The following is a 19,146-nucleotide window of genomic DNA, read 5'->3' as shown; positions in this document are numbered from 1 at the left end:
CGAGGTAGGCGGCGCGGTTGAGGTTCTCGCGGATCGCCACGTATTCCATCTCGGGGGTGATGATGCCCTGACGGGCGTAGTGCATCTGCGAGACGTTGGCACCGGCCTTGGCGCGACGGGGCTTGCGGTGCAGGCCGGGGAAGCGGAGTTCATCCAGGGCCGGGTCGGCGGCGCGGGCGCGGCCGTATTCGGAGGTGAGGTCCGGCAGCACTTCGGTGTCGCCGCGTTCCTCGATCCAGCCCTGGCGGAGCGCCGGCAGGCCGGAGCGGATGTCGATTTTGGCGGCCGGGTCGGTGTAGGGGCCGGAGCAGTCGTAGACGTAGATCGGCGGGTTCTTCTCGCCACCGAAGCCGGTGGGCGTGTCGGCCTGGCTGACTTCGCGCATCGGCACGCGGATGTCCGGGCGCGAGCCTTCGACGTAAATCTTGCGGGAGTTGGGCAGCGGGGCAACGGCAGCCTCGTCCACGTGGGCGGACGCGGCGAGGAATTTATCGTGGGCGTTCATGAAGGCTCCTTGGGGAGGGCCGCCGGAAGAGGAAGACGCGGCAGGAGCCACGTTTCCCTACGCCGGTACGACCCGGATCAGGTTCGGAGGGTAAGTCTCAGCCGGCAAGCGCCCACCAAAAAGCGCACCGGCACCCCTAACGTATCTGCTGAAAGTACTGGAAGCGACCGGTAAACGCAAGATTCCCCGAGGGTTTTGGCGGGCTTCGCAAAGTGGCGGCGGCTAAAGCTTTGGTGCCTTCGGGCCGAAATAGGGGCATCCGGCCCTTGCGGCCCGCCAATTTCCGGAGAATAAAAATGCGCTACCGTCTGCGCCCCCTCGTTGCCCTGCTGGCGCTTGCCGGCATGTCTTCCGCGCTGGCTGCCGATTGGCAGACCATCGCCTCCGACAAGAAGCGCACGATCGAACTCGACCGGGCGAGCATCCTGCAGTCCGATCCGGGAACCAAGGTGGCCTGGGGGCGGATCGTGCTGTCCGACGCCGAGGCGGCAACCGCCGGCTATGCGGCGGTGAAGGCGCTCAACCGCTACGATTGCCGGAACCAGACCTTCGCCACCATCAAGCGGGTGTATCTGGACGCCGATTCGGCGGTGGTCAAGGACGAGAAGGTCAAGGTCGAGAAGGACATGCCGGTGGCCGCCGGCAGCGTGGACGAGAAGCTGTGGCGCGACGTGTGCAAGCCCGCCGGTGGCGGCGACATCTCGGCGCTGGCCAAGAACGCCGCCAAGGCGGCCCAGACGGCCCAGGCCAAGCCGGAGCTGCGCGCGGCCGACTACCGCCCGGCCAAGGGCGCCGAGAAGCCGGTGGTGGCCCAGGTTTCCGAGGCCAAGGGCGAGCATGGCGCCGAGCCGGCGCTGCCGATCAAGAAGAATTTCATCGACAAGCCGGCGCCGCCTCCCAAGGCCGAACCGGCTGCCGAGAGGCCCGTGGAGCGTCCGGTGCGCGCCGAGGCGCCGCCGGAAGTGCAGCGGGTGCCGGCCTATGTGCCGCCGCCCCGGCCGAAGCCGCGGGTTGTGCGCTCGCCGGTGGTGTCGGTGGATGCCCATGCGGCCCACGGACCGGCTGCCGCGGGCACGCCGCTGGCCCATCACGACATCCACTGGAGCTACGACGGCGAAGGCGGCCCGGCCAACTGGGGCGTGCTCAAGCCCGAATGGCAGCTGTGCGGTAGTGGCGAGCGCCAGTCGCCGATCGACATCCGCGAGGGGATCAAGGTGGAGCTGGAGCCGATCCGCTTCGACTACAAGCCGACCCAGTTCCGCATCGTCGATAACGGCCATACCGTGCAGGTGAACGTCGGCCCCGGCAGCAGCCTGCAGGTGATGGGGCGTTACTACGATCTGGTGCAGTTCCACTTCCACCGCCCGTCCGAAGAGCGCATCAACGGCAAGGGCTTCGAGATGGTGGCGCACCTGGTGCACAAGGATCTGGACGGCCGGCTGGCGGTGGTGGCGGTGCTCCTGGAGCGCGGCCAGCTGCATCCGCTGGTGCAGACCCTGTGGAACAACCTGCCGCTGGAGAAGAACGTGGATTACTCGCCGGAAGGTGTGGCGATCGATCTGAACGAGCTGCTGCCGAAAGATCGCAACTACTACACCTACATGGGTTCGCTGACCACGCCCCCGTGCAGCGAGGGTGTGCTGTGGATGGTGATGAAGCAGCCGCAGCAGCTGTCGCCGGAGCAGATCGCGATCTTTGCGCGGATGTATCCGATGAACGCGCGGCCGATCCAGTCGGTGCGTGGTCGGATGATCAAGGAATCCCGCTGAAGGGGATGGGGGCCTGACGGGGCTGCGGCCCCGGCGTGACACAACGGAAAAGGGCGAACCGGGCGGTTCGCCCTTTTTGCGTTCACTCGCCGGTGCGGGCTTCGAGCTCGATGATCATCTGGTCGACACCGTCGGCCAGCTGGCCGGCGAGGACGCGGCTGGCGGGGTCGGCGGCGCGGGCGGACAGGTCGGTCTGGGCAGCCAGTTCGTAGATCGTCTGGGCCTTGAGGGAGCCGGCGGTGCCCTTCAGGCTGTGGGCGATGAAGGAGAGTTCGGACAGATCGCCCTCGCCGGCGGCCAGCGCCCGCAGGCGCACGACGCTGGTGCGGTAGTTGGCCAGGGCCCGGCTGGCAAGCCGGGTGACGAAAGCCGTCTTGCCCTTGAACTGGGTTTCGAGCCCTTGCCAGTCGATGAGGCCATGAGTGGGCGTGGAGGTGGGCACGGTGTGGTCGGGTGTATCGGAGGACATGGCAGTGGTCTCGTGGGTGGCCTGCTTTCGGCAGTGTCTCAGGATTTCGGTGACGAGTGTATTCAGATCAAGGGGCTTCGGGATGTGGGCGAGCATTCCTGCCGCGAGGCACTGATCCCGGGCTTCGATGCCGGCGTGGGCGGTCAGCCCGAGCACCGGCAGGGTGGGGTCGAGGGCGTGCAGGTGGCCGGTCAATGCGTAGCCGTCCATGTCGGGCATCTGGATGTCGGTGATGGCCACGTGATAGCGGGCGGTGCCTTCGGCTTCGAGCCGGGCGAGGGCCTCGGCGCCACTGGCAAGGCAGTCGATCTGCGCGCCTTCCTGGGTGAGCAGGTCGGTGAGGACGATGCGGTTGATCTCGTTGTCGTCCACCGCGAGGACGGTGAGCCCGGCGAGGCGGGCTTCCGGCGGGGTGTAGGCGGTGTTCTGGACAGCGCCGATGTTGCGCAGGCATTCCACCAGATGGCGGGCGCGCAGCGGGCGTTCGATGAGCGGCAGGCGGCCGGAGAGGCCGTCCGCCAGGCCCGACATGTCGATCTCGTCGATGCGGCCGGCGAGGGCCAGGGGGCGGCCTTCGTCGCGGTTCTGGCGCAGCCATTTGCGCCAGTCGAGGCCCTGCTCGGCGATGCGGGCGTCGATGACGATCAGGGTATCGTCGGGGAGCGTGCCACCCGGTGCGTCGAGGGTGATGGCCGGAATGCCGCGGGCTTCGATCTCGGCGACGAGGCTGGTAGCGTCGTCGACCGGAAAGCCGGCCAGCGCGATGCGCCCGGGCGGCGGAGGGGGTTCGGGTTCGGCGGCGATCAGCGGAATGCGCACGTCGAAGCTGCTGCCGACACCCGGCGTGCTGGTCACCACGATGTCGCCGCCCATGGCCTTGACCAGGTGGGACGAGATCGACAGGCCCAGGCCGGTGCCACCGAAGCGGCGGGTGGTGGAGCTGTCGGCCTGTTCGAAGGGCTGGAACAGGCGCTCGACCTGCTCGGGCGTCATGCCGATGCCGGTGTCGCGGATGCGGATGCACAGCCGGTCGGCCTCTACCCGCGCCTCGAGGCTGACCGAGCCGGTGTCGGTGAACTTGATGGCGTTGCCGAGCAGATTGACCAGCACCTGCGACAGGCGCAGGGGATCGCTGCGGCAGCTGGCGGGCAGCCCGTTCTCGCGCACGAAGAACTTCAGCCGGCGGGTGTAGGCCCGTTCGGCGGTGAGGGTGAGGGCGGAGTCGATGACCTTGCCGGGTTCGATGGGGATGTTTTCGACCTTCAGCTTGCCGGCCTCGATCTTGGAGCAGTCGAGGATGTCGTTGATCACGCCCAGCAGGTGCTGGCCGGACTCGTTGATCCGGATGAACTGCTGCTCGGCGTTGCGCCCGGATGAGTTGCGGATGCCCATCTGGGCGAGGCCGAGGATGGCGTTGAGCGGGGTGCGGATCTCGTGGCTCATGTTGGCCAGGAACTCGCTGCGGGCCTGGGCGAGGCGTTCGGCTTCGGTGCGGGCCAGGACGTGGGCGCGCTCGACCCGTCGGCGTTCGAGCATCTCCTGGATCACGATGAAGATGACCGCCAGCGGCACCAGGCCCATGCCGAGCAGCAGCAGCGGCGGGATCGAATGGCTGGTGAGCTCGCCCTCGGTGATCAGCGCGGCCAGCGCCAGGGGTGAGCCCTCGACCTGCTGCTTGAGGGCGGCGATGGGCGCCTCGTCGTCATTGTTGCTGATGCTGATCGCGCCGGTCTTGCCCCGGTTGCCGAGCCCGGAGAGGGCGAGCCGTACCTCCGGCTGGCGGAACGGGCCGGGCGCGGCGCTGGAGACGGGGTCGCCGGACCGATTGTTGATCAGGGCCTCGGGGCGCAGGGCGGTGCTGACGCTGACCCGGTTTTCGATCGGGGAGAGCGGGCCGCTGGCGATGATGTGGCCGCGAACCCGCCCCTTGATCGTCACCGGCTGGGTGAAGCGCAGCCGTTTGCCGTCGTCGAGCAGCTCGACGCCGCGGGGGGCTGCGGCGGTGGGGGGCGCGTCGGTGGCGCCGTCGGGGAGATCGCCGACCTGAGCAACGATGGCGCCCTTGTCGTCGGCGAGGGTGAGCTGGTCGTAGATGGGGGCAAAGCCCAGACGCTTGCGCTCGATGAGGCGGCTGAACTTGTCGTCGATGGCCTGGATCTGGATGGCGAGGCCGTAGTCGGCAGTCATGCCCAGGTCGACGCTGCCGAAGTAGCTGGCGACGACTTCCGATTCGGCCAGATCAGTGAGGTCGTTGTGGCGTTCGGTGAAGTAGTAGGAGAGGGCATCGGCCCGGCGCACGAGATCGAGCTGGGCGGCGTCGATGAGGTTCTGCCGCAGCTGCTCCCGGACGCCCAGATTGTGCACGAGCAGGCTCACCGCATAGCCGACGAAGATCAGGATGGCGATGAAGCTCTTCCGGTAACGCCTTAGCAGGGAGTCGTCGCTGGACATGAAAATGGGCAGATCGCTTCCGGGGCTGCCGCCGCCTGGGGCGGGCGCGGTGTGCTGGATGACACGTGACTCCTTCGATAACGGAGCCCGGCGGTGAATCTTTACCGGAAGTTACCTTGTTTACAGGGGTTTTGTGCAGTCCCGTGTCATTTTTCCATCGCGCTCGCGGCGATTTCGAGGGAGCGCAGGCGAAGCTCCGGGTCGAAGACGTCGCAGACGACGATGAACTCGTCGGCGTCGGTGAGCTGGGCGAGGCGGGCAAAGCCTTCGCGGACCCGTTCCGGGCCGCCTACCACCCCGGCGGCGAGGAAGTCGCCGATGGCGGCGCGCTCTTCGGGGCGCAGCTTGTCCATGAAGTGCGCAACCGGGGGCTGCAGCCGGCGCCGGTTGCGGTTGAGGATGCCGAGCACCCGCTGGTAGTTGCTGCTGGCCAGGAACTCGGCCTCTTCGTCGGTGGGGGCGGCCATCACCGGCACGCCGATCATCACGTAGGGCTTGTCGAGCACCGCCGACGGCTGGAACTTGCTGCGGTACAGGGCGATGGCCTGGAGCAGCTGGCGCGGGGCGAAGTGGGAAGCGAAGGCGTAGGGCAGGCCGCGTTCGGCGGCGAGGCGGGCCGAGAACAGGCTGGAGCCGAGGATCCAGATCGGCACGTTGGTGCCGGCGCCGGGCACGGCGACGACCCGCTGGCCGTGCTGGACGGGGCCCAGGAGCTGTTGCAGCTCTGACACCTCGCGGGGGAAGTCGTCTTCGGTCTCGACCCGGTCGCGGCGCAGGGCGCGCATGGTGACGCTGTCGGTGCCGGGGGCGCGGCCGAGCCCGAGATCGATGCGGTCGGGGTAGAGCTCGGCGAGGGTGCCGAAGGCTTCGGCGACCACCAGCGGCGCGTGGTTGGGCAGCATGATGCCGCCGGAGCCGACGCGGATGCGCGTGGTGCCGCCGGCGATGTGGCCCACCAGCACGGCGGTGGCCGAGCTGGCGATGCCGGGCATGTTGTGGTGCTCGGCCACCCAGTAGCGGGTGAAACCAAGGGCTTCGGCGTGACGGGCGGTGGACAGGGCTACCGCCAGGGCGTCGGCCACGCTGCGGCCTTCGCGGATCGCCACGAGGTCGAGCATGGACAGCTTGATGTCTTTCAGTGTCTTCATGCCCCCCATTCTAGAATGTATTGCGAATCGTTTCCGATGCTTCCGGAGAATGGTGGTGCGGCGGGCCCTACTTGGTGGCCTTGCCGCCGGGAATGTCGCGGAAGAACTCCGGCAGGTAGCGGGGCGCCACGCGGAAGTACTTCTTCACCAGCTTCATGTAGGTGCCGTCTTTCTTGATGCCGGCGAGGAACTGGTTGAAGGCTTCGCGCAGTTCGGGGGAATCCTTGCGGAAGGCGGCGGCCATGCGCTGTTCTTCCGAGATCGGGCCGATCACCTTGATCTTTCCCGGCCACAGTTCGAGGGCGATCATCACGTCGGGTACGTCGAGCAGGGTCATGTCGCTTTCGTGCTTGAGCATGGCGGGCACGATGTCGTTGAGGTTGGTGCTGCCGGTGAAGCGCTTGAGCTTGAGGCCCTTGTTCTCGAGATCGTAGAGGGTCGGGTCGAGGCAGGAGTTGTCCATCACGAAGGTGGTGCCGAGCTTGAGGGCGGCCTTGGTGGCGCGGATGTCCTGCTCCTTGTCGCCGCTGGGCTTGATGGGCTGGGCGGGGTTGTCGGGGCGGGCCAGCAGCCACACGGCGGAGGGGAAGGTCGGGTCGGAGAAATCCACCACCTTCAGGCGTGGGGGCAGGATGGTCATGCCGTTGGCGATCATGTCGCCGCGGATGGGGCGCCGGCCGACTTCCTGGACGGTGGGCTTGAAGCGGATCTCCTTGCCGGTGAGGTCGCCGAAGATGGTTTCCCAGGTGCTGGGCACGAACTCATAGCGCACGCCGAGATGCTTGGCGAAGAGCTGGACGATCTCCACGTCGAGCCCGTCGCCGCTGCCGGTGACGAAGTTGGCGTAGGGCACGCCCAGGTGGCGCAGCACGCCCCGCTCGCGGATCTCGCGCAGGTCGTTGGCAAGGGCGCCGCCGCAGAGACACAGGAGGCTGGCTGCGAGGATCAGCCGGCGGACGAGGGAGGCGGGTTTGTGCAGCATGGGGGTTCCTTCGAGCTGTCCGGATGCCGTGGGTGCGGCGGGCGGTGTGTCTGGCAAGTAGCGGTGAAGGTAGCCGAAACTTTAGGACGGTTGCGATCAAAAATGCTGATCAGGTTTCGTCGGCGACGGCCGCGGCGAGAAAACGTTCGAGGCGCGGCTCGGCGCAGAAGCCCACGTTGAGACGCAGGAAGCCGGACGGCTGGTTCTGGGGGCGGAAGACGTTGCCCGGGGCGAGCAGGATGTTGTCGCGGGTGGCGCGACGGGCCAGCTCGGCGGTGTCGGTGAGGCCGGGCACCCGGGCCCACACGAAGGGGCCGCCGCGGGGCTCTGGTTCGGGCTTGAGGCCGACCCGTTCCAGCATCCGCAGGGCCTGCCCGGTGGATTCGGCGAGGCGGCCCTTCAGGCGGTCGAGCAGCTTGCGGTAGTGGCCGTCGGTGAGGAGCTGGTGGACGAGCTGCTCGGCGAGCTCGGCCGACGACATCATCGAGACGATCTTCACGTCGGTGAACAGATGCGCCAGATCCGGCCGGCAGGCCAGGAAGCCGACCCGCAGGTTGCCCGAGATCGTCTTGGAGAAGCTGGAGGTGTAGATTACCCGGTTCAGCTGGTCGAGCCCGGCGAGGCGGGTGGCAGCGTCGGGGGCGAGGTCGCCGTAGATGTCGTCCTCGACGATCATGAAGTCGTGCTTCTCGGCAAGTTGCAGTACCCGGAAGGCGACCGCCGGCGAGAGGTTGCAGGCGGTGGGGTTGTGGAGCACCGAGTGGGTGAAGAACAGCCGCGGCTGGTGCTCGGCGAGGATGGCTTCGAGGGCCGCGGTGTCGGGGCCGTCCGGGGTGCGTGGCACGCCCATCAGCGCCACGCCGTACAGGCGCAGGTTGCCGAAGAGGTTCCAGTAGCCGGGGTCGTCCACCAGCACGCAGTCGCCGGGCTTGAGGAAGTAGCGGCACACGATGTCGAGCGCCTGATGCACGCCGTAGGTGAGCACGATCTGTTCCGGCGTGGCGCCGATGCCGATCTCCGCCAGCCGTACCTGCAGCTGGGCGCGCAGGGGCGCGTAGCCCTGGGCCGAGCCGTAGCTCACCGGGCGCACGTCGGCGCGCCGGGTGAGGCCGCGCAGGGCACGCAGTACGCCGGCTTCGTCGAGCCACGCGGCGGGCAGGCTGCCCGAGCCGGCCAGGATGCGCTCAGGATCGCCATTGGCCATCTCGCGCATCAGCCAGCTGGCGTCGATGGCGCGCTCGATGGCATCGGCGCCGCCAATGGCGCGGGCAGGCTGGGCGCGGCTCGCCACGTAGAAGCCGGAGCCCCTGCGCGACTGCAGGTAGCCCACCGCCACCAGCCGGTCGTAGGCCTCGACCACGGTGAAGCGCGACACGCCGTGGTGCTCGGCAAACTGGCGGATCGGCGGCAGGCGTGCACCGGGGCGCAGGATGCGGTCGTCGATGCGGGTGCGCACGGCGGTGACGATCTGGTCCACCAGCGGGGTGGGGCTGTCGGCGGAGAGGGTGAGCTGCAGCATGGGAGGCTCCGGTGTATCGGTCGGATCGCCGGGCCAGATGGCCGGTTGCGACCGGTACGGGAAGGTGATTTGTCCGGGTAGTGTATCTGGGGTGGGGTGAAATTGTTCGGTATTGTCAGGTCGTCCGAGTTGATCTTCGAGGAGACCTGCCATGTTTCGCCTGCCCCTGCTTGTGCTGACCACCGCCATCGCCCTTGCGGCCGCGCCGGCCCGGGCCGGTGGCGTGGAGGCTTATTGCCCCGATCTGAAATGGGTGCTGCTGGCGCCGCCGGGCGGCAGCGCGGTGCAGGTGATCGACGTGAGCCGCGGTGTGACGCCGCTCTCCACCCTGCGCAGCCGGCCCCGCGGCGCGGTGCTGGCGGTGCATGTGCAGGTGGCGAGCCGGCGGGTGTGGGTGCTGGCGGAGAACGGGCTGGACGCCCACGACGGCTTCAATGGCCGGGTGTTGGGCCATTGGCGGGCGCCGGAGGGTGTGCGGCTCGACCGACTGGAGGCGGACGCCGCTGGCCGGCTGACGGCGTGGAGCGGAGCGCGGCCCTTCGAGGCGGTGCAGGGCGCGGCGATGCTGGTGCCGGCAGGCGCGCGGGTGAGCTGGCGCTGAAGGCCTGCCTGAGCGCTCAGGGGCCAAGGGCGGCGAAGCCCTGGCGGTAGAGGGTGGCGAGTTCGTGGGCCATCTTGCGACGCTGGGCCGGATCGGTGGCGAGGGTGCGGGCGAGGCTGCCGGCCACGTCGGAGACGTGCACCGCGCCCGGGTGGCCGGTGGCTTCCCAGGTGGCGGCGAAGGCGGCCTGTTTGGTGGGGTGGCCGGCCTGGCGGGGGTGGAGCACGTTGACCCGCGGCAGCCCGAAGGCCGTCGCCACGATGCGGCCGTGCAGGCTGCTGCCGCAGTAGCCGCGGCTGTGGGCGATGAGGGCGCAGATGTCCCACAGGTAGAGGGAGTTGAGGATGGTCAGCGGCCGGGTGCGCAGCAGGCCGGCGAGGCGCTGCAGGCAGTCCAGGTCGTCGTGCCACGGCGCGGCGCCGGCGCGGAACAGCGCGATGCCGAGTCCGGCTGTGGCGGCGGCCTGGTCGAGCTGCGCGGCCAGGGCTGCGAGGGTGGCATCGTCGCCGAAATCGGCACCCAGCTGAACGGCCAGATAGCCGCTCTGGAAAGCCGCGCGGATGTCGGCGAGCTCGCCCCGGGTGGCGTGGGCGTCAATGGTGGGGCCGAAGAGTTCGGCCACCATCACCGCCGGGTCGGGCATCAGCCGGGCCTGGATGCCGGCGGCGCGCAGGTGGGCTAGGGTGAGCCGGTCGCGCACGCCCACGGCGTTGGCGGCGCGGAGGGCGGTGATGACTTCGTCGCGCAGGTCGGGCGGGCTTTCGGCCAGCTCGACCCCGCCCACGGCGCAGTAGATGCGCCGCTGGGCCGCGGGAAGCAGCCCGGGCGGGACGCAGTACGGGGCGTGGGACGGCAGGCCGAGGATGCGCTCGGTCCATGCGTCCCGCGCCGACGGGCTGGCGTCGAGACGGCTGACGATGACCTGGGCGGCGGCTGGCGGCTGGAGCATCACCGCGGCCTCCCAGGCCTTGCAGGTGAGGAGCTCGCCGCCGGCGTGGATAAGCCGGATCGGCTTGTCGCCCCAGGTTTCGGCCAGCTGGGTGATGGCATGGACGGGGTGCCCGCCCCACTCCCGCATGTCCCGTTCGGCGAGCCCGGCGAAGATCAGTGGCCGGGCCGGCAGCAGGGCGGCGGCCACGTGGGGAAACAGCATGTCGCCGAAATTGTGCCGGTCAAAGGCGCCAAACAGGATGGTCGGGAGGGTCATCGTGGGGCTGGGGACGGTCAGCCGAGGTTGCGCAGGGCGAAGTCCCAGTCGATCAGCTTGTCGAGCAGGGCATTGGCGTAGTCGGCGCGCCGGTTCTGGTAGTCGAGGTAATAGGCGTGCTCCCACACGTCGATCGCCAGCAGCGGCTTGAGGCCGGCGGTGAGCGGGGTGTCGGCATTGCCGGTCTTGACGATCTTGAGGCGCTCGCCATCGGCCACCAGCCAGGCCCAGCCGCTGCCAAACTGGGTGATGGCTGCGTTGGCGAATTCCTTCTTGAAGGCGGCGACGCTGCCGAAGGCCGCTTCGAGGCGCTGGCGCAGCGCGGCCGGTGGTTCGCCGCCGCCGCGGGGGCGCAGGCTCTGCCAGTAGAAGCTGTGGTTCCAGGTCTGCGCGGCATTGTTGAACAGCGCGGCCTGGTCGGGCTTGCCGGCGCTGGCGGCGATGAGCTGGACGAGCGACTGGCCTTCGAGGGGCGTGCCGGCGATGAGCCTGGCGGTGTTGTCGGCGTAGGCCTTGTGGTGTTTGCCGTAGTGGTAGCCGAGGGTGTTGGCCGAGAGCACCGGGTCGAGGGCGTCGAGGGCGTAGGGGAGGTCGGGGAGGAAGTTCTGGCTCTGGGCGGCGGCCCGGGCGCGGAGTGGCAGGCCGGTCGCGCCGAGCAGGATGGTGTTGCCGGCGGCGAGGAGGAGGCTGCGCCGGGTGGTCTGCGGGGCGGTGTGTCGCATGGTTGCTCCTGACTGAGGTGACAGCAGGAGCTCAGAGTATCGCAAGTTCAAAAATTGTCCATGTCAACTTCTTGAGTTTTAACGTTGTGACAAATTCACGGTTTTGGGTGAATCCATTTGGGCGTCCTGTCTCTGGCGGGGGGCTGGAAGGGTTTTGCGGCTGACGTGAGGGCTGGGGAGGTGAAGGACGCGGCGGATCGACAGGATCGTAGGCGTCTTTGGCGGCTCAGGGCGGCGGTGGCGGTTGTTCCACATCATTTGACGATTCCGCTCGACGGGGCCCGTCCCGGATGCGGAAAAGCGCTGCCTTTACAGGCATCTTGTGCTTGTCTAGAATTTACTGACTAACCGGTCAGTCAGTAAATTTTCATGATCAACACCGACAGTCATCGCCGCCAGCGCCGCAAGGATGCCCGTCCGGCCGAGCTGGCCGCTGCCGCCCTGGCGCTCTTCGTGGAGAAGGGCTTCGCCGCCACTCGCCTGGATGATGTGGCCAGCCGCGCCGGCGTCTCGAAGGGCACGCTCTACCTCTACTTCGACAGCAAGGAAGCCTTGTTCCGCGCGGTGATCGAGGAATCCATCGTGCCGATGATCGGCGAGGTGGAGGCGATGGTCGAACAGTTCAAGGACGACCCGGCCCATCTGCTCCGATCCCTGCTGGTGTTCTGGTGGGAGCGCATCGGTTCCACGTCACTCGCCGGGACCTGCAAGCTGATGCTGTGCGAGGCGGGCAACTTCCCTGAGGTGGCCGTCTACCTGAACGAACGGGTGATCGGCCCGTGGCACATGCTGCTCAACAAGGTCATCGAGGCCGGCATGCAGAAGGGCGTCTTCCGGCAGGGCAACCCGGAGAGCGTTCGCCAGATGGTCTTTTCCCCGCTCTTGCTGCAGTCGGTCTGGCAGTGCTCGCTGCACATGTGCAGCGGCGCGCGGCCGATGCCTGACAACTATTTCGACACCTTTTTCGACGTGCTCTTCCGCGGCCTGCTGGTCGAGCCCACCGAGGAATCCCAACGATGAACCGACGCATCCTCATCGGCGCCCTTACCGTGGCGCTGCTTTCCGCATGTTCCAAACCCCAGCCGGTGGCCGAAGGGCCGCGGCCGGTGATGGTCCAGAAGCTGGCCCTGTCGTCGGTGCAGGCCGGGGCGCTGTACTCGGGCGAGGTGCGGGCGCGCTACGAATCCGACCTGGCTTTCCGCATCACCGGCAAGATCATCGAGCGCAAGGTGGACGTGGGGGCGGTCGTCAAGCCCGGCCAGCTGCTGGCGCGGCTCGACCCGAGTGACGCCGGCCTCAACGCCGAGGCGGCCCGGGCCCAGCTGGCGGCGGCCCAGAACGAGCTGGCCTACGCCAAGGCCGAGGTGGAACGCTACCGGGATCTGGTCGCCAAGAACTTCGTCTCCCGCAGCGTGCTGGACGCCAAGGAGACCACCTTCAAGTCGGCCCTCGCCCGCGTCGAGCAGGCCCGCGCCCAGGCGACGGTGGCTGGCAATCAGGCCGGCTACACCAGCCTGGTGGCCGATCAGGCCGGGGTGATCACCGCGATCACCGCCGAGGTGGGGCAGGTGGTGAAGGATTCGGCGCCGGTGATGAAGCTGGCCCGGGATGGCGAGCGTGAGGTGCTGATCGCCGTGCCCGAGAGCCGCATCGCTGCGCTGCGCAAGGCGGGGAGCATCGAGGTGCGCCTGCTGGCGGCGCCGGATGCGGTGTTCGCCGGCCGGGTGCGCGAGGTGGCCCCGGCGGCCGATGCGGCCACCCGGACTTACGCGGTGCGCGTCACCATCGTCAATGCGACGCCGGAGGTGCAGCTGGGCATGACCGCCAACGTGATCCTGCCCGACGCGGCGGCGGCCGGCGGCGGCCTGCTGGTGCCGGCCACGGCGCTCTTCGAGCACGACGGCGGCAGCGCGGTGTGGGTGCTGCAGCCGGAAGGCGAGCTGGTCAAGGCGGTGCTGCGCAAGGTGCAGGTGCGCCAGTTCCGCGAGGACGGTGTGCTGCTCGCCGGCGGCGTTCAGCCGGGCGAGACCATCGCAGCGGCGGGGGTTCACAAGATCGTCGCCGGCCAGCTGATGCAGCCGCGGGTGGCGAGCCGTCCGGCGGCGGCCACGGTTGGCGCGGGGGGCTGAGGCGATGGGTTTCAATCTGTCGGAATGGGCGCTGCGCCACCAGCCGCTGGTGCGCTTCCTGATCGTGCTGCTGGCGCTGGTCGGGGTGCTGTCGTACCAGAAGCTCGGCCAGTCGGAAGACCCGCCCTTCACCTTCAAGGTGATGGTGGTGCGCACCGAATGGCCCGGCGCGTCGGCGCGGGAGATGGAAGAGCAGGTGACCGACCGGATCGAGAAGAAGCTGCAGGAGGTGCCCAATGTGGACTACCTGCGCAGCTACTCGCGGCCGGGCGAATCGGTGGTGCTTTTCGTGGCCAAGGATTCGACGCCGGCGAAGGACGTGCCGGACATCTTCTATCAGGTGCGCAAGAAGATCGGCGACATCCGCGGCACGCTGCCAACGACGATCCGCGGGCCGTACTTCAACGACGAGTTCGGCGACGTGTTCGGCAACATCTACGCGCTGACCGGCGACGGCTTCGACTACGCCCAGCTGAAGGCCGAGACTGACAAGATCCGCGCCGAGCTGCTGCGGGTGCCGAGCGTGGCCAAGGTGGATCTCATCGGCGAGCAGGAGCAGCGCATCTACGTGGCGCTCTCCAACGCCCGCTTGGCAACCCTCGGGCTGGATGTGCAGACGGTGACGACGGCGCTGGCCCAGCAGAACGCGGTGGTGCCCGGCGGTTACTTCGAGACCAAGGACGAGCGGATCTACCTGCGCCCGAGCGGCGCCTTCGACACCGTCGAGGCGATCCGCGACATGACGATCCGGGCTGGCGGGCGCGAGCTGCGCATCGGCGACATCGCCACCGTGCGGCGCGGCTTTGTCGAGCCGCCGGCGCCGGGCTTCCGCTTCCAGGGGCAGGACGCGCTGGGCCTCGGCGTGTCGATGGCCAAGGGCGGCGACATCATCGCCCTGGGCGCCAACCTCAAGGAAACGACGGCCCGCATCCAGGCCAATCTGCCGGTGGGCATGGAGCTGAAGGAAGTCGCCAGCCAGCCGGAAGCCGTGCAGCGCTCGATCAGCGAGTTCGTTCATTCGCTGGCCGAGGCGGTGATCATCGTGCTGGTGGTGTGCTTCTTCTCGCTGGGGCTGCGCACCGGGCTGGTGGTGGCGCTGTCGATTCCGCTGGTGCTGGCGGTGACCTTCTTCGGGATGCGGCTGTTTGACGTGGGCCTGCACAAGATCTCGCTGGGCGCGCTGATCCTGGCGCTGGGCCTGCTGGTGGACGACGCGATCATCGCCGTCGAGATGATGCTGGTGAAGATGGAACAGGGCTGGGAGCGCTCGAAGGCCGCAGCTTTTGCCTACACCAGCACCGCGGGGCCGATGCTCTCCGGCACGCTGGTGACGGTAGCGGGCTTCCTGCCTATCGCCACGGCGCAGTCTTCCACGGGCGAATACACCCGCTCGATCTTCCAGGTGAATGCGATCGCGCTGCTGGCCTCGTGGCTGGCGGCGGTGATCGTGGTGCCTTACCTGGGCTACGTGCTGCTGCCCGATCCGCGCGGGCCGAAGAAGCCGAGCTGGTTCTCGAAGCGCTTTCCGCGGCTTGATGCTTTCAAGGACCGCATCGGTCTGGGTGACCCGCACATCGAGGGCGACGAAGATTCGGTCTTCCGCACGCCGTTCTACAACCGCTTCCGGGCGGTGGTGGATTGGTGCGTGGCGCGGCGCTGGGTGGTGATCGGCACCACGCTGGCGATCTTCGCCACGGCGATCGTCGGCTTCGGGATGGTTCAGCAGCAGTTCTTCCCCAACTCGACGCGGCTTGAGCTGCTGATCGACCTGCGCCTGCCCGAAGGGGCGAGCCTGCGGGCGACCAAGGCCGAGGTCGAGAAGCTCGAAACCGTGCTGAAGAACGAGAAGGGCATCCACAACTACGTGGCCTACGTGGGCACCGGCAGCCCGCGCTTCTACCTGCCCCTCGACCAGCAGCTGCCGGCCGCCAACTTTGCGCAGTTCGTGGTGCTCACCGACAGCATCGCGAGCCGTGAGGCGCTGCGGGAGCGGATGATTGCGCTGTTCCGTAAGGAATTCCCGAACCTGCGCGCCAACGTCACCCGGCTGGAGAACGGCCCGCCGGTGGGCTTTCCGGTGCAGTTCCGGGTGAGCGGGCCGGACATTCCGACGGTGCGCAAGTACGCCGCCGAGGTGGCCGGTGTGATGCGCGGCAACCCCAACCTGTCGGACGTGCAACTGGATTGGGACGAGCAATCCAAGGTGCTGCGCGTGGAGGTGGATCAGCGCAAGGCGCGGCTGCTCGGCCTGACCACCCAGGACGTGGCCAACTTCCTCAACAGCAGCCAGCGCGGGCTGGTGGCGACGAGCTACCGGGAAGGCATCGAGTCCATCGACGTGGTGCTGCGCGGCGACGCCTTCGAGCGGGACAAGCTCTCGCTGGTGGCCGAGCTGGCGATCCCGACCCGGGCCGGCAAGTCGGTGCCGCTGACCCAGGTGGCCACCGTCGGCTACGCCTACGAGCAGGGCCTGGTGTGGCGGCGCAATCGGGAACCGAGCATCACCGTGCGTGGGCAGATCTACGTGAATGGCGTCCAGGCGCCCACCGTGACCGCCCAGGTGGCGCCGCAGCTGGAGCCGATCCGCGCCAGGCTGCCGGCGGGCTACCGCATCGAGACCGGCGGCGCGGTGGAAGAGAGCGCCAAGGGCCAGAGCTCGGTGAATGCGGGCTTCCCGCTGTTCCTGGGGGTGGTGTTTACCGTGCTGATGGTGCAGCTGGGCAGCTTCTCGCGGACGACGATGGTGGTGCTCACCGCGCCGCTGGGGCTGATCGGGGTGGTGCTGTTCCTGCTGCTCTTCAACCAGCCCTTCGGCTTCGTGGCGATGCTGGGCACGATCGCGCTGTTCGGGATGATCATGCGCAACTCGGTGATCCTGGTGGATCAGATCGAGCAGGATGTGGAGAAGGGCCTGTCGATCTGGAACGCCATCGTCGAGTCGGCGGTGCGCCGGCTGCGGCCGATCGCGCTCACCGCGGCGGCGGCCGTGCTGGCGATGATCCCGCTCACCCGCAGCGCCTTCTTCGGGCCGATGGCGGTGGCAATCATGGGCGGCCTGATCGTCGCCACCCTGCTCACCCTGCTGTTCGTGCCGGCGCTCTACGCGGCCTGGTATCGCGTCCGACGCGAGCCGGATGAACTGCGCGGTGCACAAGTAAGCTAGAATCCGAAAGTTTTTATGCGGATCATAAATATTAGCTTCTGCTAATATTATTCGGGGAGCCCCAAATGAATTACGAACAAGCACGGTTCAATATGGTCGAGCAGCAGATCCGCCCCTGGGAGGTGCTGGATTTTGGCGTGCTCGACACGCTGATGAGTGTCCGCCGCGAGGAGTTCGTGCCGGAAGCCTACAAGTCGCTGGCGCTGTCCGAAGCCGAGATTCCCCTTGGCAACGGCGGCAGCATGCTGGTCCCGGTGATTGAGGGCAAGGTGCTGCAGGCTGTGCAGGTCAAGCGTTCCGACAAGGTGCTCGAAGTCGGCGCCGGTTCCGGCTACTTCGCCGCGCTGCTCGCCGCCAAGGCCGAGTGGGTGCGTACGGTCGACATCGAGCCGGCCCTGGTCAACATGGCCCACGACAACCTCAAGCGCTACGGCGTCGAGAACGTCATCGTCGAGGAAGGCGATGCCGTGCGCGGCTGGGCTGGCGGCGCGCCCTACGACCTGATCGTCGTCTCCGGCGGCGTGCCCTACGTGCCGGAAACCCTGCTGCAGCAGGTCAAGGTTGGTGGCCGTCTGTTCGCCTTCGTGGGCGAAGCACCGCTGATGACTGCCCAGCTCATCACCCACGTGGCCGAAGGCAAGTTCCGCACCGAGTCCCTCTTCGAGAACCTCGTGCCGATGATGCGCAACGCCCCCCAGAAGAGCCACTTCAAGTTCTGAGTCACGTCGCCCGATGAAGCACATCACACCGCCGCAACTGGCCGAATGGCTGCAGGACGCAACCCGTCCTGCGCCTTTTCTCCTCGATGTCCGCGAGCCTTCCGAGTTTGCCTACTGTGCGATCCCCGGCTCGGTGCCGATGCCGATGGCCACCGTGCCGGCGCGGATGCAGGAGCTCCCCGACGACGCCCAGATCGTGGTGATCTGTCACCACGGTGGGCGCAGCATGCAGGTGGCGATGTTCCTGGAGCGCCAGGGGTTGGGCGAGGTCATCAACCTCGCCGGTGGCGTGGCCCAGTGGGCCCAGCAGGTCGACCCTGCGATGCCCCAGTATTGAGACGTGCGAAACGAGTGACGGAGAACGTGATGAGACGGGTTGCAGGACGTGTGGTGCTGGCGATGGCGGCAGGCTTCGCGGCGGGTGGCGCAGGGGCGGCGGATCTCGAACAGGTCTACCGGGACGCCCTGTCCTACGACGCGGCGCTGGCAAGTGCCCGTGCGTCCCTCGAAGCCGGTCGCGAAAAGCTGCCCCAGGGGCGTGCCGGCCTGTTGCCGTCGCTCAATCTCACCGGCAACTCCAACTGGAACGACGTCAATCTCAAGCACTACGACGTCACCCGTGGCTACAACAACAATGGCTGGCAGGTGCAGCTCACCCAGCCGCTGTTCCGCTGGCAGAACTGGGTGCAGTACAAGCAGGGCGAGATGCAGGTGGCGCTGGCCGAGGCCCAGTACCAGCTGGCCCGCCAGGATCTGACCCTGCGCGCCGCCCAGGCCTACTTCGATGTGCTGGTCGCCCAGGACGTGCTGGCCGCGGCCAGCGCGCTGCAAGAGGCCAACACCCAGCAGCTGGCGCTGGCCAGGAAGAGCTTCGAGGTGGGCACGGTCACCGTCACCGATGTGCATGAAGCCCAGTCGCGCGCCGATCTGTCGTCGGCCCAGGTGATCGCCGCCGAGAGCGATCTGGCGGTCAAGCGCCATGCCCTCCTGGTGCTCACCGGCAAGGAGCCCGATGCCCTCAAGGGCCTGCGCAAGGGTGTGGCCCTCAGTCGCCCCGAGCCGGCCGACATCCAGGCCTGGGTGAATTCCGCCGAGAACGGCAGCTACACCGTGCAGGCCGCCCAGGTGGCCCAGGAAATCTCCCAGCGGGAAGTCGAGCGCAACCGCGCCGGCCACCTGCCGACCGTCGATCTGGTGGCGAGCTATGGCAACACGGCGTCGTCCACCGCGCCCCTGTCGGCGCTCACGCCGATCCGCACCAACACTGATTCCACCGTCGTCGGCGTGCAGCTCGCGCTGCCGCTGTTCCAGGGCGGCAGCGTGACTTCCCGCGTCCGCGAGGCCTCCGCCCTGCGCGACAAGGCCAGCGCCGATCTCGACAACGCCCGCCGCACCGCCGCCCAGAACGCCCGCCAGGCTTACCTGGGCGTGACCAGCGGGCTGGCCCAGGTGAAGGCTTTCGAGGCCGCCCAGGTGTCGTCGCGCTCGGCCCTCGACGCCAACAAGCTCGGCTACGAGGTGGGCGTGCGGATCAACATCGACGTGCTCAACGCCCAGAGTCAGCTCTACGACACCCTGCAGAAGCTCTCCAAGGCCCGCTACGACACCCTGCTGGCCCAGCTCAAGCTGAAGGCCGCGGCGGGGACGCTGGGCGACGAAGACATCAAGGCGATCAACGGCTTGCTCGACTGAGCCATTTGGCCTGCTTATGGGCAGGTGATGCTCCGCCTTATGACCAACGGCCGCTGAAGAGCGGCCGTTG

General features: G+C 68.0%; 14 protein-coding genes, 1 pseudogene and 1 riboswitch. Of the genes and pseudogenes, 8 read left to right on the top strand and 7 right to left on the bottom strand.

Translation table 11 applies throughout. The features are described from left to right. Window positions 1-505 (bottom strand): annotated as a pseudogene (locus QQK25_RS16725) (phosphomethylpyrimidine synthase ThiC); the annotation flags it as partial. Window positions 506-542: 37 nt separating this feature from the next. Next, window positions 543-653, bottom strand: a riboswitch (TPP riboswitch). Window positions 654-801: 148 nt separating this feature from the next. On the opposite strand from QQK25_RS16725, the gene QQK25_RS16720 reads away from it, so the two are divergent. Then, complete coding sequence (locus QQK25_RS16720) at window positions 802-2,274, top strand: carbonic anhydrase (RefSeq protein ID WP_284188950.1); 1,473 nt, start codon at window positions 802-804, stop codon at window positions 2,272-2,274. A gap of 82 nt (window positions 2,275-2,356) precedes the next feature. On the opposite strand, the gene QQK25_RS16715 is transcribed toward QQK25_RS16720, so the two are convergent. The 4 genes from QQK25_RS16715 to QQK25_RS16700 all read right to left on the bottom strand — a co-directional run bounded on the left by QQK25_RS16715 (window position 2,357) and on the right by QQK25_RS16700 (window position 8,843). Next, window positions 2,357-5,194 carry a hybrid sensor histidine kinase/response regulator gene (locus QQK25_RS16715; RefSeq protein ID WP_284188949.1) on the bottom strand — a complete coding sequence of 946 codons (2,838 nt, stop codon included), beginning with the start codon at window positions 5,192-5,194 and terminating at the stop codon, window positions 2,357-2,359. 146 nt (window positions 5,195-5,340) lie between these two features. Further along, a complete protein-coding gene (locus QQK25_RS16710) occupies window positions 5,341-6,342 on the bottom strand; it encodes an LLM class flavin-dependent oxidoreductase (protein WP_284188948.1) in 1,002 nt (333 codons plus the stop codon). A 67-nt stretch (window positions 6,343-6,409) separates the two neighbouring features. Then, on the bottom strand, window positions 6,410-7,324 hold the full coding sequence (locus QQK25_RS16705; RefSeq protein ID WP_284188947.1) for a transporter substrate-binding domain-containing protein: 915 nt from the start codon (window positions 7,322-7,324) through the stop codon (window positions 6,410-6,412). Between the two features lie 109 nt (window positions 7,325-7,433). Next, window positions 7,434-8,843, bottom strand: coding sequence for an aminotransferase-like domain-containing protein (locus QQK25_RS16700; RefSeq protein ID WP_284188946.1), 1,410 nt, complete (start codon window positions 8,841-8,843; stop codon window positions 7,434-7,436). Window positions 8,844-8,994: 151 nt separating this feature from the next. On the opposite strand from QQK25_RS16700, the gene QQK25_RS16695 reads away from it, so the two are divergent. After that, entirely contained in the window at window positions 8,995-9,444 is a 450-nt protein-coding gene (locus QQK25_RS16695) for a hypothetical protein (protein ID WP_284188945.1), read from the top strand. A gap of 16 nt (window positions 9,445-9,460) precedes the next feature. On the opposite strand, the gene QQK25_RS16690 is transcribed toward QQK25_RS16695, so the two are convergent. Further along, complete coding sequence (locus QQK25_RS16690; protein ID WP_284188944.1) at window positions 9,461-10,651, bottom strand: polysaccharide pyruvyl transferase family protein; 1,191 nt, start codon at window positions 10,649-10,651, stop codon at window positions 9,461-9,463. Window positions 10,652-10,668: 17 nt separating this feature from the next. Continuing rightward, on the bottom strand, window positions 10,669-11,373 hold the full coding sequence (locus tag QQK25_RS16685; protein WP_284188943.1) for a superoxide dismutase: 705 nt from the start codon (window positions 11,371-11,373) through the stop codon (window positions 10,669-10,671). Between the two features lie 369 nt (window positions 11,374-11,742). On the opposite strand from QQK25_RS16685, the gene QQK25_RS16680 reads away from it, so the two are divergent. The 6 genes from QQK25_RS16680 (at window position 11,743) to QQK25_RS16655 (ending at window position 19,076) form a co-directional block, all read left to right on the top strand. After that, on the top strand, window positions 11,743-12,393 hold the full coding sequence (locus QQK25_RS16680; protein ID WP_284188942.1) for a TetR/AcrR family transcriptional regulator: 651 nt from the start codon (window positions 11,743-11,745) through the stop codon (window positions 12,391-12,393). Next, a complete protein-coding gene (locus QQK25_RS16675) occupies window positions 12,390-13,502 on the top strand; it encodes an efflux RND transporter periplasmic adaptor subunit (RefSeq protein ID WP_284188941.1) in 1,113 nt (370 codons plus the stop codon). The genes QQK25_RS16680 and QQK25_RS16675 overlap by 4 nt, the downstream gene beginning before the upstream one ends. 4 nt (window positions 13,503-13,506) lie before the next feature. Next, window positions 13,507-16,665 (top strand): efflux RND transporter permease subunit, encoded by a 3,159-nt coding sequence (locus QQK25_RS16670; RefSeq protein ID WP_284188940.1) that lies wholly within the window; start codon window positions 13,507-13,509, stop codon window positions 16,663-16,665. 65 nt (window positions 16,666-16,730) lie between these two features. Next, window positions 16,731-17,384, top strand: coding sequence for a protein-L-isoaspartate O-methyltransferase family protein (locus QQK25_RS16665; RefSeq protein WP_284188939.1), 654 nt, complete (start codon window positions 16,731-16,733; stop codon window positions 17,382-17,384). A gap of 13 nt (window positions 17,385-17,397) precedes the next feature. Continuing rightward, entirely contained in the window at window positions 17,398-17,721 is a 324-nt protein-coding gene (locus QQK25_RS16660; protein WP_153159970.1) for a rhodanese-like domain-containing protein, read from the top strand. A 29-nt stretch (window positions 17,722-17,750) separates the two neighbouring features. Then, entirely contained in the window at window positions 17,751-19,076 is a 1,326-nt protein-coding gene (locus QQK25_RS16655; protein WP_284188938.1) for a TolC family outer membrane protein, read from the top strand. The last annotated feature ends 70 nt before the right edge of the window (window positions 19,077-19,146 follow it).

Source organism: Zoogloea oryzae (assembly GCF_030161255.1).
In the GTDB taxonomy this organism is placed as follows: Bacteria; Pseudomonadota; Gammaproteobacteria; order Burkholderiales; family Rhodocyclaceae; genus Zoogloea; species Zoogloea oryzae.
Note: the sequence above shows the minus strand (reverse complement) of the source record. Positions and strands in the feature narration are given on the sequence as shown.